Annotated in this window: 8 protein-coding genes; 3 read left to right on the forward strand and 5 right to left on the reverse strand. The window is 65.6% G+C overall.

Annotated features, from left to right (window positions below; genetic code table 11):
* A complete protein-coding gene (locus tag C7449_RS14075; protein ID WP_108003439.1) occupies window positions 1–963 on the reverse strand; it encodes an alpha/beta fold hydrolase in 963 nt (320 codons plus the stop codon).
* A gap of 422 nt (window positions 964–1,385) precedes the next feature.
* Here C7449_RS14075 and C7449_RS14080 point away from each other — a divergent pair, with 422 nt between their 5' ends.
* On the forward strand, window positions 1,386–1,847 hold the full coding sequence (locus C7449_RS14080) for an Hsp20 family protein (RefSeq protein ID WP_108003440.1): 462 nt from the start codon (window positions 1,386–1,388) through the stop codon (window positions 1,845–1,847).
* Window positions 1,848–2,129: 282 nt separating this feature from the next.
* Here C7449_RS14080 and C7449_RS14085 read toward each other — a convergent pair whose 3' ends face one another.
* Window positions 2,130–3,179, reverse strand: coding sequence for a threonine aldolase family protein (locus tag C7449_RS14085; RefSeq protein ID WP_108003441.1), 1,050 nt, complete (start codon window positions 3,177–3,179; stop codon window positions 2,130–2,132).
* A gap of 529 nt (window positions 3,180–3,708) precedes the next feature.
* Between C7449_RS14085 and gltB the strand changes: the two genes are divergently transcribed.
* On the forward strand, window positions 3,709–8,433 hold the full coding sequence (gltB, locus tag C7449_RS14090) for a glutamate synthase large subunit (protein WP_108003654.1): 4,725 nt from the start codon (window positions 3,709–3,711) through the stop codon (window positions 8,431–8,433).
* Window positions 8,434–8,532: 99 nt separating this feature from the next.
* Window positions 8,533–9,987 (forward strand): glutamate synthase subunit beta, encoded by a 1,455-nt coding sequence (locus C7449_RS14095; RefSeq protein WP_108003442.1) that lies wholly within the window; start codon window positions 8,533–8,535, stop codon window positions 9,985–9,987.
* A gap of 314 nt (window positions 9,988–10,301) precedes the next feature.
* On the opposite strand, the gene C7449_RS14100 is transcribed toward C7449_RS14095, so the two are convergent.
* From C7449_RS14100 to C7449_RS14110, 3 genes are all read right to left on the reverse strand, one after another.
* Window positions 10,302–10,712 (reverse strand): VOC family protein, encoded by a 411-nt coding sequence (locus C7449_RS14100; RefSeq protein WP_108003443.1) that lies wholly within the window; start codon window positions 10,710–10,712, stop codon window positions 10,302–10,304.
* A gap of 18 nt (window positions 10,713–10,730) precedes the next feature.
* The gene (locus tag C7449_RS14105) at window positions 10,731–11,927 is read right to left on the reverse strand and encodes an SGNH/GDSL hydrolase family protein (RefSeq protein ID WP_108003444.1); all 1,197 of its coding nucleotides are present in this window, start codon (window positions 11,925–11,927) and stop codon (window positions 10,731–10,733) included.
* Between the two features lie 147 nt (window positions 11,928–12,074).
* Window positions 12,075–13,295: a lytic murein transglycosylase gene (locus C7449_RS14110; RefSeq protein WP_108003445.1), complete on the reverse strand. Its 1,221-nt coding sequence runs from the start codon at window positions 13,293–13,295 to the stop codon at window positions 12,075–12,077.
* Window positions 13,296–13,336: the final 41 nt, after the last annotated feature.

The following is a 13,336-nucleotide window of genomic DNA, read 5'->3' on the forward strand; positions in this document are numbered from 1 at the left end:
TCAGGCCCCGAGGCTGGCGTGTTCTGCCTGGCTGCCGGGGATGAAGGCGTCGATTGCCGCCATCGCCTGGGCACGGTAGCGGTCGGCCTCGCTGAACAGTTCGTGGCGGGCCCCGTCGATCTCGATCAGCCGCCCCGCCCGGAATTTCCGCGCCAGCGCGTTCAGGACCGTTCGCGGCACGATCGGGTCGAGGGTCGGGCAGAGCACGAGCGTCGGGATGTGGATGCGCGTCAGGTGCTCCTGGCGCGAGACACGGGCGATCGCGGCCAGCATTTCCTTCAGCCACCGTGCCGTCGGCGGGCCGATCGCCAGCTGCGGATGCTTTTCGCAGATCGCCCGGTTGCGGTCGAAGCGGCGCCGGTCGCTGCTCAGGACGTTGCCCTCGAAGGGCAGGCCCGGCGCGTCCTTGGTAAAGGTCCGGCTGCCGAGCTGGAAGAGGGTGGCGGCATTGGCGATCAGCGAGATCGATCGCTGGCTCATGACCTGTCCGGCCAGCGCCACGAACGGCGCGGCCAGCACCATGCGGTCGATGCGGCTTTCGAGCTCGGGCGCCTGCGAAAGCGCCACCAGCGCCCCCATCGAATGGGCGACGAGGAAGAAGGGCAGCCGGGTGTCGGGCAGCACCACCTGCTCCAGGAACTGCTTCAGGTCCGCCTCGTAGTCGGAGAACCGTGCGACGTGCCCGCGGCGGTGATCGCGCAGCACGCGCTCCGATCCGCCCTGGCCGCGCCAGTCGAAGGTGGCGACCCACAGCCCGCGCGCGGTGAGGTCGGCGATCGTTTCGAAGTATTTCTCGATCGATTCGCTGCGCCCCTGCAGCAGCACCACCGTGCCCTTCGCCTCTCGCGCGGCCGAGCGAAAGACCGCATAGCGGATCTTCACGCCGCCCCGGCCCTCGAAGTAGCCGGCGAAATGGTTGTCGGGCACCGGATTGTCAGGGGTGGCAAGGAGAATGTCGTCCATGTCCGGCGCCGGTTTGCGAGATATTGAAGCCGGAAGGTAGGGGCTTGCCCCGGAGGCGTCAAAGGAAAAAGCCGGCTGCGCGGGACGCGGGGAACGTCGGCGCGCATGCCGGCCAGCTTGGCCGGAGCGGAAGGGACATTGCGCTGCGGCCGCGGAAGATCGCCTTCCGATGAACCCGTCATAGTTGAAACTGGCTGAACGCGAGCCGAAGACGTCGTTCATGTGAGGTTCATCGGAGTTGGGCCCGAGGGGGCTTGAAGTCCGAAAGTTGCATTCCCATCTCGGTGGTGCGGGCGCCGAAAGGGTCCGCAATTGGGTGTTCCGCCGCCATTCCGGGGCGGGAGCCTGTAACAAATCGGGCCGGCGCCGTTCATCGGGGTCTGGCTCACCTGATCGCAATCCGTCGCTCACAGGAGGACATTATGCGTCACTTTGATTTCTCCCCTCTCTATCGTTCCACCGTCGGCTTCGACCGCCTGTTCACCATGCTGGACAGCCTCGGCCAGCCGGACCAGAGCCCGACCTACCCGCCCTACAACATCGAGCGCACCGGCGAGAACGCCTACCGCATCACCATGGCGGTGGCCGGTTTCGACGAGACCGAGCTTTCCATCGAGGCCCGCGAGCACACCCTTACCATCAAGGGCGAGAAGGCCGACGAAGCCGAAGACCAGTCGCAGTTCCTGCATCGCGGCATCGCCAAGCGCGCCTTCGAGCGCCGCTTCCAGCTGGCCGACCATGTGGAGATACGCGGCGCGCAGCTGAAGAACGGCCTGCTGCACATCGATCTCTTCCGCGAGCTTCCGGAAGCCGCAAAGCCGCGCAAGATCGAGATCGCCTCTGTCGGTCGCGAGACCAAGCAGATCGAGGCGCAGACCGCCTGACGATCCCGGTGTCAATCAAATGCGAACGGCGCCCTTGGGGCGCCGTTTTGCGTTTGTTGCTCTGATCCTTCGTTCTCACGAGCAGCATCAAAATGGTCCGTCATGCCGGACTTGATCCGGCATCCAGCGCGGTCAAGTTCTTGAGCGCATGACTCATTTCGCGCCGCAGACGCGGCGCTGCGGCTCAAGGCCGGGATGACGGAAGGGGGGATACTCCGCCTGACGATCACCGCCTGAATGGAATGCGAACGGCGCGCTGGGGCGCCGTTTTCGTTGGACCGCTCAGTCGCAGAGCGAGAGAAAGCGCTCCACGTCGTCGGGCTTGGTGGCGAAGGAGGTGACGAGCCGGATCATCGTTTCGTCCTCCGCCATGGTCTCCTTCAATCCAGCCGGGGCGGGCCAGTCGTAGAACGCAGCTCCCTTGTCGCGCAGCGCCTTGAGCGTCGCGTTCCTCAGGATCGCGAAGACCTCGTTCGAGCCCGTCGGCCAGGCGAGGCGGCCGGACCTGGCGGCGGAAAGGCCGGCGGCGAGCCGCGTCGCCATTGCGTTGGAGTGGCGGGCCAACTCCAGCCACAACCCGTCGCGGAAATAGCCATCGAACTGGGCGGCGATGAACCGCGACTTGGAGAACAGCTGGGCCGAGCGCTTGCGAAGATATTGCATCTCGCGGGCGCCTGCCGGGTCGAACAGCACCAGCGCCTCGGCGCACCAGCAGCCGTTCTTGGTGCCGCCGAACGACAGGATGTCGACGCCGCGCTTCCAGGTCATCTCCGCCGGCGTCGCACCGAGCGTCACCAGCGCATTGGCAAAGCGCGCACCGTCCATATGGAGCGGCAGCTTCCTCTGGCGGGCGACATCCGCGATCGCGGCGATCTCGTCCAGTTCATAGACCGTGCCGGCCTCCGTCGCCTGGGTGATGGTGACGGCGACCGGCTGTCCGCCATGAACGTTGTCCGGCGAGAAGCGGGCGATGGCCGCCGACAACGCCTCGGCCTCAATTTTTCCGTGCGCCCCTTCGATCGGCACGAGCTTGGAGCCTGTGGCAAAAAACTCCGGCGCGTTGCACTCGTCGACGTTCACATGCGCTTCGGCATGGCAGAACACCTGGCCGCCCGGCCGGTTGTAGCTGGCCAGCGCCAGCGAATTGGCCGCCGTGCCGGTGCCGACGAAGAAGACGGCCACCTCGCGCTCGAAGATTTCGCTGAAGGTGAGCTCGACCTTTTTGTCGAGGTCACTGGTGCCGTAGGCCTTGGCGTAGCCGTCGGCGGCCTCGGTGAGGCTGCGGGCGATGTCGGGGTGGGCGCCTGCCCAGTTGTCAGAGGCAAAAAACATCCGAAATTTCCGCTTTCGCGGGCTCCATTGCGCGATCGAGTCGGACGATAGTCGAGCGCGGGCGCTGATCAAGGCCCTGACGACAAATCGATGATTTTGAAATTAAATGTGACTTCCGGTTGCTGCGCCGTAATTAAATTACAAGGAACGGTATTCGGTGGCAACTTTTCGTCCCGCCGTGTTATTATTTTAGCAACATGATCTTGCGGTCCAAAACCGTTTCTGTCATAGATCCACCGAAATAGGACAGTCATGCTGTCCTATTTCGGTCAGAGGACCGAAACAACGCCCACACGCTCCCTTCGGAGGTGTCTGGCTGATGGCGCAAGTATCGCCGTTCACCGAATGAACGGACGCGCTTTGCACTTCGCAACGGTCGCTGACGCTTGCCTGGTCGGCCGGACCTTCTATTTGCCGCCCGATCCGGACCATGCAACGATAACGCCCGTGGGGCCGGGATGCGAGGACGCTTTCGGCTGGCGCGCGGGTGAACCCTGCCCGCGCAACTCGGGCCACAGGAGGGATGACGATGAGGGATTTCGCGTCGAACAGTTTTGGTATGAACCGGGCGCAGACGACTGCGACGGACGCCAAAACGACGACGACGCGACGAGCCGGTCATCCGATAAAACAGGGCCTCTACGATCCGAAGAACGAGCATGACGCCTGCGGCGTCGGCTTCGTCGCGCACCTGAAGGGCAGGAAGTCGCACCAGATCGTCAAGGACGGTCTGTTCATGCTGGAAAACCTGACGCACCGTGGTGCGGTCGGCGCCGATCCGCTGATGGGCGACGGCGCCGGCATCCTCGTGCAGATTCCCGACCGCTTCTTCCGCGAGGAGATGGCCAGGCAGGGCATCACCCTGCCGAAGGCCGGCGAATATGCCGTCGGCCACATCTTCATGCCGCAGGACGAGGCGCTGATCGCGCACTTCAAGAATGTCATCAAGCAGGTCGTCGCCGAAGAAGGCCAGCACCTGCTCGGCTACCGCGACGTGCCCGTCGACAACTCCTCGCTGTCCAAGGCGCCGGACATCGTCGCCACCGAGCCGCGCCACGTGCAGGTGTTCATCGGGGCAGGGCGGAACGCTGCGACGACGCCCGAGTTCGAGCGTCGCCTCTTCACCCTGCGCAAGGTGATCTCCAACCGCATCTATGATGAATACAAGGGCGAAGAGAGCGGTTTCTATCCCGTGTCGCTGTCGTCCTCGACGATCGTCTACAAGGGCATGTTCCTGGCCTACCAGGTCGGCGCCTACTACAAGGACCTGTCGGACCCGCGCTTCGAGACCGCCGTTGCCCTGGTGCACCAGCGCTTCTCGACCAACACCTTCCCGTCGTGGAAGCTGGCCCATCCCTACCGCATGGTCGCCCATAACGGCGAGATCAACACGCTGCGCGGCAACGTCAACTGGATGGCGGCCCGCCAGGCCTCGGTCTCCTCGCCGCTGTTCGGCGACGATATCGGCAAGCTCTGGCCGATCTCCTATGAGGGCCAGTCGGACACCGCCTGCTTCGACAACGCACTCGAATTCCTCGTGCGCGGCGGCTATTCGCTGGCCCATGCGATGATGATGCTCATCCCGGAAGCGTGGGCCGGCAACCAGCTGATGGCGCCGGAGCGCAAGGCCTTCTACGAGTACCACGCCGCCCTGATGGAGCCGTGGGACGGCCCGGCCGCCGTTGCCTTCACCGATGGCAAGCAGGTCGGCGCGACGCTCGACCGCAACGGCCTGCGTCCTGCCCGCTACATCGTCACCGACGATGACCGCGTCATCCTCGCCTCCGAAGCCGGTACGCTGCCGGTGAAGGAGGAAAGCATCGTCCGGAAATGGCGTTTGCAGCCGGGCAAGATGCTTCTGATCGACATGGAGAAGGGCCGCATCATCTCCGACGAGGAGGTGAAGCACGAACTGTCCTCCAAACATCCCTATCGCGAGTGGCTGGATCACACCCAGCTGATCCTCGAGGACCTGCGCCCGGTCGAGCCGCGGGCGCTGCGCCGCGACGTCTCGCTGCTCGATCGCCAGCAGGCCTTCGGCTACACGCTGGAGGACACGAAGCTCCTGATGTCGCCGATGGCGACCACCGGGCAGGAGGCGATCGGCTCGATGGGCACCGACACGCCGATCTCGGCGATGTCGGACAAGACGAAGCTGCTCTACACCTATTTCAAGCAGAACTTCGCCCAGGTCACCAACCCGCCGATCGACCCGATCCGCGAGGAGCTGGTGATGAGCCTCGTCTCCTTCATCGGCCCGCGTCCGAACATCCTCGATCACCTCGGGGCGGCGCATGCCAAGCGCATGGAGGTCCGCCAGCCGATCCTGACCAACGGCGACCTGGAGAAGATCCGTTCGATCGGCCATACCGAGGACCGCTTCGACACCAAGACGCTCGACTTCACCTATGACGTGACGCGCGGCGCCGAGGCGATGCCGGAAATGCTCGACCGGCTGTGCGAGCGGGCGGAAGCGGCGGTCAAGGGCGGCTACAACATCATCGTGCTCTCCGACCGCCAGATCGGCCCGGACCGCGTGGCGATCCCGGCGCTCTTGGCGACGGCCGCCGTGCACCATCACCTGATCCGCAAGGGGCTGCGCACCTCGGTCGGTCTGGTGCTGGAATCGGGCGAGCCGCGCGAGGTGCACCACTTCTGCCTGCTCGCCGGCTACGGCGCCGAGGCGATCAATCCGTACCTTGCCTTCGACACGCTCACCGACATGCACAAGCGCGGCGAGTTCCCGAAGGAAGTCGACGAGAACGAGGTCGTCTACCGCTACATCAAGGCGGTGGGCAAGGGCATCCTAAAGGTCATGTCCAAGATGGGCATCTCGACCTACCAGTCCTATTGCGGCGCGCAGATCTTCGATGCGATCGGCCTGTCCTCGGAACTGGTCGACAAGTACTTCTTCGGCACCGCGACGACGATCGAGGGCATCGGGCTGGAGGAGATCGCAAAGGAAACCGTTGCCCGCCACAAGGCCGCCTTCGGCCGCGATCCGGTGCTGGCCAACACGCTCGACATTGGCGGCGAGTATGCCTTCCGCATGCGCGGCGAGGACCATGCCTGGACCCCGGACGTCGTCGCCTCGCTCCAGCACGCCGTGCGCGGCAATGCGCTGGACCGCTACCGGGAATTCTCCCAGTTGGTGAACGCCTCGTCGCTGCGCATGAACACGATCCGCGGGCTGTTTTCGGTCAAGGACGCGAGCGCCTGGGGCAGGAAGCCGATCTCGGTCGACGAGGTCGAGCCCGCCGCCGAGATCGTCAAGCGCTTCTCCACCGGCGCCATGTCCTTCGGCTCGATCTCCAGGGAGGCGCACACGACGCTGGCGGTCGCCATGAACCGGATCGGCGGCAAGTCGAACACCGGCGAGGGCGGCGAGGAAGCCGATCGCTACCTGCCGCTGGCCGACGGTTCTGCCAATCCGGAACGCTCGGCGATCAAGCAGGTGGCCTCCGGCCGCTTCGGCGTCACTACCGAGTACCTGGTCAATGCCGACGTGCTGCAGATCAAGGTCGCGCAGGGCGCCAAGCCCGGTGAGGGCGGCCAGCTGCCCGGTCACAAGGTCGATGCGACGATCGCCAAGACCCGCCACTCCACCCCGGGCGTCGGCCTGATCTCGCCGCCGCCGCACCATGACATCTACTCGATCGAGGATCTGGCGCAGCTGATCTACGACCTGAAGAACGTCAACCCGGCAGCCGACATCTCGGTCAAGCTCGTCTCCGAAGTCGGTGTCGGCACGGTTGCGGCGGGCGTCACCAAGGCGCGCGCCGACCACATCACCGTCGCCGGCTTCGACGGCGGCACCGGCGCCTCGCCGCTGACCTCGCTCAAGCACGCCGGTTCCCCATGGGAAATCGGCCTTGCCGAGACGCACCAGACGCTGGTGCTGAACGGCCTGCGCTCGCGCGTCGCGCTGCAGGTCGATGGCGGCCTGAAGACCGGCCGCGACGTCATCATCGGCGCGCTGCTTGGGGCCGACGAGTTCGGCTTTGCCACCGCCCCGCTGATCGCGGCCGGCTGCATCATGATGCGCAAGTGCCACCTCAACACCTGTCCGGTCGGCGTCGCCACCCAGGATCCGGTGCTGCGCAAGCGCTTCAAGGGCACGCCGGAGCACGTGGTCAACTACTTCTTCTTCGTCGCCGAGGAGGTGCGCGAGATCCTCGCCTCGCTCGGCGTGCGCAAGCTCGACGAGATCATCGGCGCGTCGGAACTCCTCGAGAAGGAGAGGATGATCACGCACTGGAAGTCGCAGGGCCTCGACTTCAGCCGCATCTTCCACAAGGTCGATGCGCCGAAGGCGGCGACCTACTGGACCGAGCGGCAGAACCACCCGATCGACGACGTCCTCGATCGCGCGCTGATCGAGAAGGCAAGGCCGGCCCTGGAGGAAAAGACGCCGACGTCTATCGAGGTCGACATCAGGAACGTCGACCGTTCGACCGGCGCTATGCTCTCCGGCGAGGTCGCCCGGCGCTACGGCCACAAGGGCCTGAAGGACGACACGATCACCGTGCGCCTGAACGGCACCGCCGGCCAGTCGTTCGCGGCCTTCCTCGCCCGCGGCATCGCCTTTGATCTCGTCGGCGCCGGCAACGACTATGTCGCCAAGGGCCTGTCCGGCGGCCGCGTCATCGTCCGTCCGCCGGAGACCTCGAGGACCGTGGCGCATGACTCGATCATCGTCGGCAACACCGTGCTCTACGGCGCGATCGCCGGAGAATGCTACTTCAACGGGGTGGCCGGCGAGCGCTTCGCGGTGCGCAACTCCGGGGCGGTCGCGGTCGTCGAGGGCGTGGGCGACCACGGCTGCGAGTACATGACCGGCGGCGTCGTCGTCGTCATCGGCCAGACCGGCCGCAACTTCGCGGCCGGCATGTCGGGCGGCGTCGCCTACGTGCTGGACGAGGAGGGCGATTTCGCCCGCCGCTGCAACATGGCGATGGTCGAGCTGCAGCCGGTGCCGGAAGAGGACGACATGCTCGAGAAGCTGCACCATCACGGCGGCGACATTGCGCACAAGGGCATGGTGGACGTCTCCGGCGACATGACGCGGCACGACGAGGAGCGCCTGTACCAGCTCATTTCCAACCACCTGCACTACACGGGCTCGAAACGCGCCAAGGACATTCTGGACCATTGGGCGGACTACCGTCCGAAGTTCCGCAAGGTCATGCCGGTCGAGTACCGGCGCGCCCTCGAGGAGATGGAGCGCATGAATATGGCGGAAGCGGCCGAGTAACCCGGCCCCCGCATGCGTGCCCCTGATCGACACGGTCGGGGGCCATTCCACGCGCCGCGACGGCGCCTGTCGAGACACGCTTAAGTCAGGAAATTGAAAATGGGTAAGGTTACAGGGTTCATGGAAATCGATCGGCAGGTCGCGAAGTACCAGCCGGCCTCGGATCGCATTCGCCACTTCCGCGAATTCACGATTCCCATGTCGGACCAGGAAGTCCAGAAGCAGGCGGCGCGCTGCATGGATTGCGGCATCCCCTATTGCCACGGTCCGACCGGATGTCCGGTGCACAACCAGATCCCGGACTGGAACGACCTCGTCTACACCGGCAACTGGGAGCTGGCGATCCGCAACCTGCATTCGACCAACAACTTCCCGGAGTTCACCGGCCGCGTCTGCCCCGCACCCTGCGAGGAGGCCTGCACGCTGAACCTCGAGGATACCCCGGTCGCCATCAAGACGGTCGAGCAGGCGATCGCCGACAAGGCCTACGAGATGGGCTACATCGTGCCGCAGCCGGCAACGGTCCACACCGGCAAGAAGGTCGCGGTCATCGGCTCCGGCCCTGCCGGCATGGCGGCGGCGCAGCAGCTCGCCCGCGCCGGCCACGAGGTGCACGTCTTCGAGCGTGAGTCCAAGCCGGGTGGCCTGCTGCGCTACGGCATCCCGGACTTCAAGATGGAGAAGAACTTCATCGACCGCCGCGTTGAGCAGATGCGCGGCGAGGGCGTCTCGTTCCACTGCGGCGTCAATGTCGGCGTCGACAAGACGATGGACGAGCTTTTTGCCGCCTTCGACGCCGTCCTCTACGCCGGCGGCTCCGAGACTCCCCGCGCTGCCGGCATCCCCGGCGTCGATCTTGCCGGCGTGCACGATGCGATGCCCTATCTGGTCCAGCAGAACCGCCGCATCGGCCGGGAGAACATGGACAGCGTCGGCTGGCCGTCCGACCCGATTCTTGCCGGCGGCAAGCACATCGTCGTCGTCGGCGGCGGCGACACCGCGTCCGACTGCGTGGGTACCGCCTTCCGCCAGGGCGCGGTGAAGGTCACCCAGCTCGACATCCGCCCGCAGCCGCCGGAGAAGGAAGACAAGCTCGCCGTCTGGCCGTTCTGGGCGACGAAGATGCGCACCTCGTCCTCGCAGGCCGAAGGCGCCATTCGCGAGTTCCAGGTCGGCACGCTCGAATTCGTCGGCGAGGACGGCGTGCTGACGGGCGTGAAGTGCTGCCAGGTCGACGAGCGCCGCAAGCCGGTCGCCGGCACCGAGTTCATCATCAAGGCCGACCTCGCCTTCATCGCCATCGGCTTCCGCGGCCCGTTCACCGACGGCGTGCTGAAGGACCTCGGCGAGAAGCTTGCCATCAACACCGACCGGCGCGGCTCGTCCAACGTCGTCGCCAACGACCGCGACTACAAGACCTCGGTCGACAAGCTCTGGACGGCAGGCGACGTGCGCCGCGGCCAGTCGCTGGTCGTCTGGGCGATCCGCGAGGGCCGGCAGGCGGCGCGCGCCATCGACGAGGCGCTGATGGGCTCGACGACGCTGCCGCGCTGATCGCTCACGGGTGCTCTGACCTCCTCTGGCACGCGGCCTCCTCGGGCGTGCTGGCCGTTATCCTTCCGTCATCCCGGCCTTGAGCCGGGATCCAGCAGCGCTGCGTCTGCAGCGCGAAAAGTATCTCGCGCGCAAGGATTTGCGCGCGCTGGATGCCGGATCAGGTCCGGCATGACGGAGCAGTTTTGGGGAGCCGCCTAGGAGATGAAGGTGAAATAGGTGTTTCCAGCAGCCTGAATGGTGGCCTCGTCCGGTAGCGCTGCACGCCTACCAGGCCGCGTGGTCTCCTTGCCCTGCGATCGTGGCTGCGGCCCTCAGCCGGCAAAAGCGATGAGATTTCCGTCCGGATCGCTGACGATGATGGTGCTGGTGCCCCATTCCTCGGTGCGAAGCTGCTGGTGGAACGTGGCGCCCGAGGCTTGGTACTCGGCGGCAAGTGCTGCGACGTCCTCGACGAGGATGGTCGCGGAAAGCGCGTCCTCTTCCACGGACCGGAACGCCGGGTCGAGGGGCAGCCTGTCCACCTGCCGGAGGTTCAACTGCACGCCGTCCCGGTAGACCTGGCCGTAATAGGGCGGATCGCCGTAGAGGAAGGCGACGCTGAAGCCGAGCTTGTCGGCATAGTAGTCGCAGGACGCCTCGATATTGGAGACGAAGAGCTGCGGCTCGACCGCCATGAAAGTTGGCCGGCCCTCGCTCGCGGGCCCGTTATCTTCGTTCGACATGTGAAATTCCTGTCCTCGTCAGTTTTCGGCCTTCTGCGGGGCTGTTGCCGGCGGCCCCTTGTCCAGCCGGAAGTCGTCGACGCGTCCCTCGGGAGCGGCGGCGAATTCGCCCTTCTCGATCATCAGTTCGCGCGGGCTGCGGCCGCTGCCCTTGGCGGGTGCCACACCGCCGAGCAGCACGGTGCCGCCGTCGAGCGCCGGGTCGGTCAGGCTGATTGGCTGCGTGCGCACGATGTCGGCCGGATCGGCCGGCGCCATGACGGCGAAGCTGGTGACCGCTTCACCGCCGGGCTCCTGGCCGTCGGTCGCCATGGCGTCACCGAGAATCCGGCGGATTTCCTTTTCGACATAAAAGGCCATCTTGCGTTTGCCGGCCTTCGTCATCGACACGCCGTCGGAGCCGCGCAGGCGGACCTGCTGGCCGTTGATGTCGGAGCCGGTGACGACGAACTTGCCGTTCTCGTCGACGAAGCCGTCCCAGATGTCGACGAAGGTGCCGCGGGCCTTTTCGGCTGCGCTGCGATAGATGGTATTGAAGGCCGAGATGTCGGCGGTCATCGAGGCGGTCTGGAAGGCGGGCATGCCGACCCAGAGAAGCGGCACCTTCTTTTCCTGCACGCTCGTCAGGAGTGCTGCGACGCGCCGTTCATATTCCTCGCTCCAGGCTTCGCTGGGGAACGTCTCCTTGCTGCCGCCGATCGTCATCGCCTGCCGGTCGTTGGCGCCGACGCTGAGCACCACCGCGGCCGGCTTGATCTCGTCGATCAGTGCCGGAAGCTCGGTTTCCCAATTGTGATAGTCTTGCCGCACCAGCCCGGACGAGCCATTGGTGCGCGCCTCGATGGCGACCCCCGGCATCCCCGCAAAGGCTTCGGTCAGGCCGTCAGCGATGCCGCTGGCGATGAAGTCGCCGACGACCAGAACCTTGCGCGCGTCGGGCAGTTTCGCGACGACGGCCGGCTCTGGCGCCGCAATCACCTTCGGCGCGGTGTTTTTCGGTTTTTCGGTTTTAGCCTGGGAGCGGCGGGGTTTTGGCGCTTGCTGCTGCGCCGGCGGCTGCGCCCGACGCCCAAACCCGAAGCCGCCGAACAAAAGGTCCAGCAAGTTGCGACGCTGGACCCGCTCCTGCGCGACCGCATCGGAAAAGATGGCCGCCGGCGGGGTGGCGATCGCCAGGCAGGCCAGAAGCAGCATCAGGCGGCGTAGTCGTCCCATGCGCGATCGGTTCCTCTTCGTGTCGGCGCCATGCTCCGGCGGCGGCTTGGCGTGATGATGGCAAATCGTGCCCGGCCGCGAAAGCCCCAATGCGCAACGAAAAGGGCGCCGCAAGGGCGCCCTCGTACCAACGACAGTTACCCTCAGCTATTTGCGCAGGGCGTGAAGCAGGGCGGTGTTGGGCTCTCCGTCGGCCGTCAGTCCGAGCCGGCTCTGCACCGCCTGGATCGCCGCCTTGGAGCCGGAACCGAGATTGCCGTCGACCTCGCCCTCGTAGTAGCCGAGTTCCTTCAGCCGCGACTGCAGTTCGAACTTCTCGGCAATGTCCAGCGTGCCCTCGGGGCGCGGCCAGCGCTGCTTCACCCCGCCATAGCCGGCGAGCTGGTCGGCCAGCATGCCGACGCCCATGGCGTAGGAGTTGGAGGCGTTGTAGCGCTTGATGACGAAGAAGTTCCGCGTCATCAGGAAGGCCGGGCCGCCGGCGCCGGCCGGCATCAGCAGTTCCGCTCGGTCGTCGCCGTTCTTGAAGCCCTTGCCGCCGGGGCGGGCAAAGCCAAGCTTCTGCCATTGGGCCAGCGTCTTGGTCTGGCCTTCGTAGGCGCTGCCGCCCTTCGGCACGACGATCTCGTAGCCCCAGGTCTTGCCCGGCTGCCAGCCGTTCTTGTGCAAAAGGTTCGCCGCCGTCGCCAGCGCGTCGGGCACCGAGTTCCAGATGTCGCGATGGCCGTCGCCGTCGGCGTCGACGGCATAGAGCAGGTAGCTCGACGGAATGAACTGGGTATGGCCCATCGCGCCGGCCCAGGAGCCGGTCATTTCCTTTGCCGGGATGTCGCCGTTCTGGACGATCTTCAGCGCGGCGATCAGCTGGTTGCGGGCAAACTTCGATCGCTTCGGGTCGGCATAGGCGAGCGTCGCCAGCGCCCGCGGCACGTAGTGAAGCTTGTCGTCCTTGGCGAGCACCGCACCGTAGTTCGATTCCATCGACCAGATGGCGAGCAGCACGTTGCGGTCGACGCCGTAGCGCCGTTCGACCGCGGCGAGCGTCCGGGCATGCTTCCTGGCCATCTCCTGGCCGATCCGCACGGTGTAGGGGTTTACACGGGAATCGAGATAATCCCAGATCTTGTGCGTGAATTCGGGCTGGTAGGCCGCCTTCTGCAGCACGTCCGGGTCCGGTGTCTTCACGCCGGAGAACACCTTCTGGTAGGTTGCCTTGCTTATGCCGCTCTTTGCCGCTGTAGCGTAGAAATTGGCGATCCACTGCTGGAAGCCCGAATCGGCCCAGGCCGCGGTCGGGGCCAGGAGGGTCGCTGAAACGAAGAGGGCGAGAGTGGAGCGAAGGAGCCTGGACTTGCTAAGCTGATACATCGGTCGTTGGTTCCGTCTTACGAAATTTCGATCGGGCGGAG

The sequence above is a fragment of the Mycoplana dimorpha genome (assembly GCF_003046475.1).
GTDB classification, from domain to species: Bacteria; Pseudomonadota; Alphaproteobacteria; order Rhizobiales; family Rhizobiaceae; genus Mycoplana; species Mycoplana dimorpha.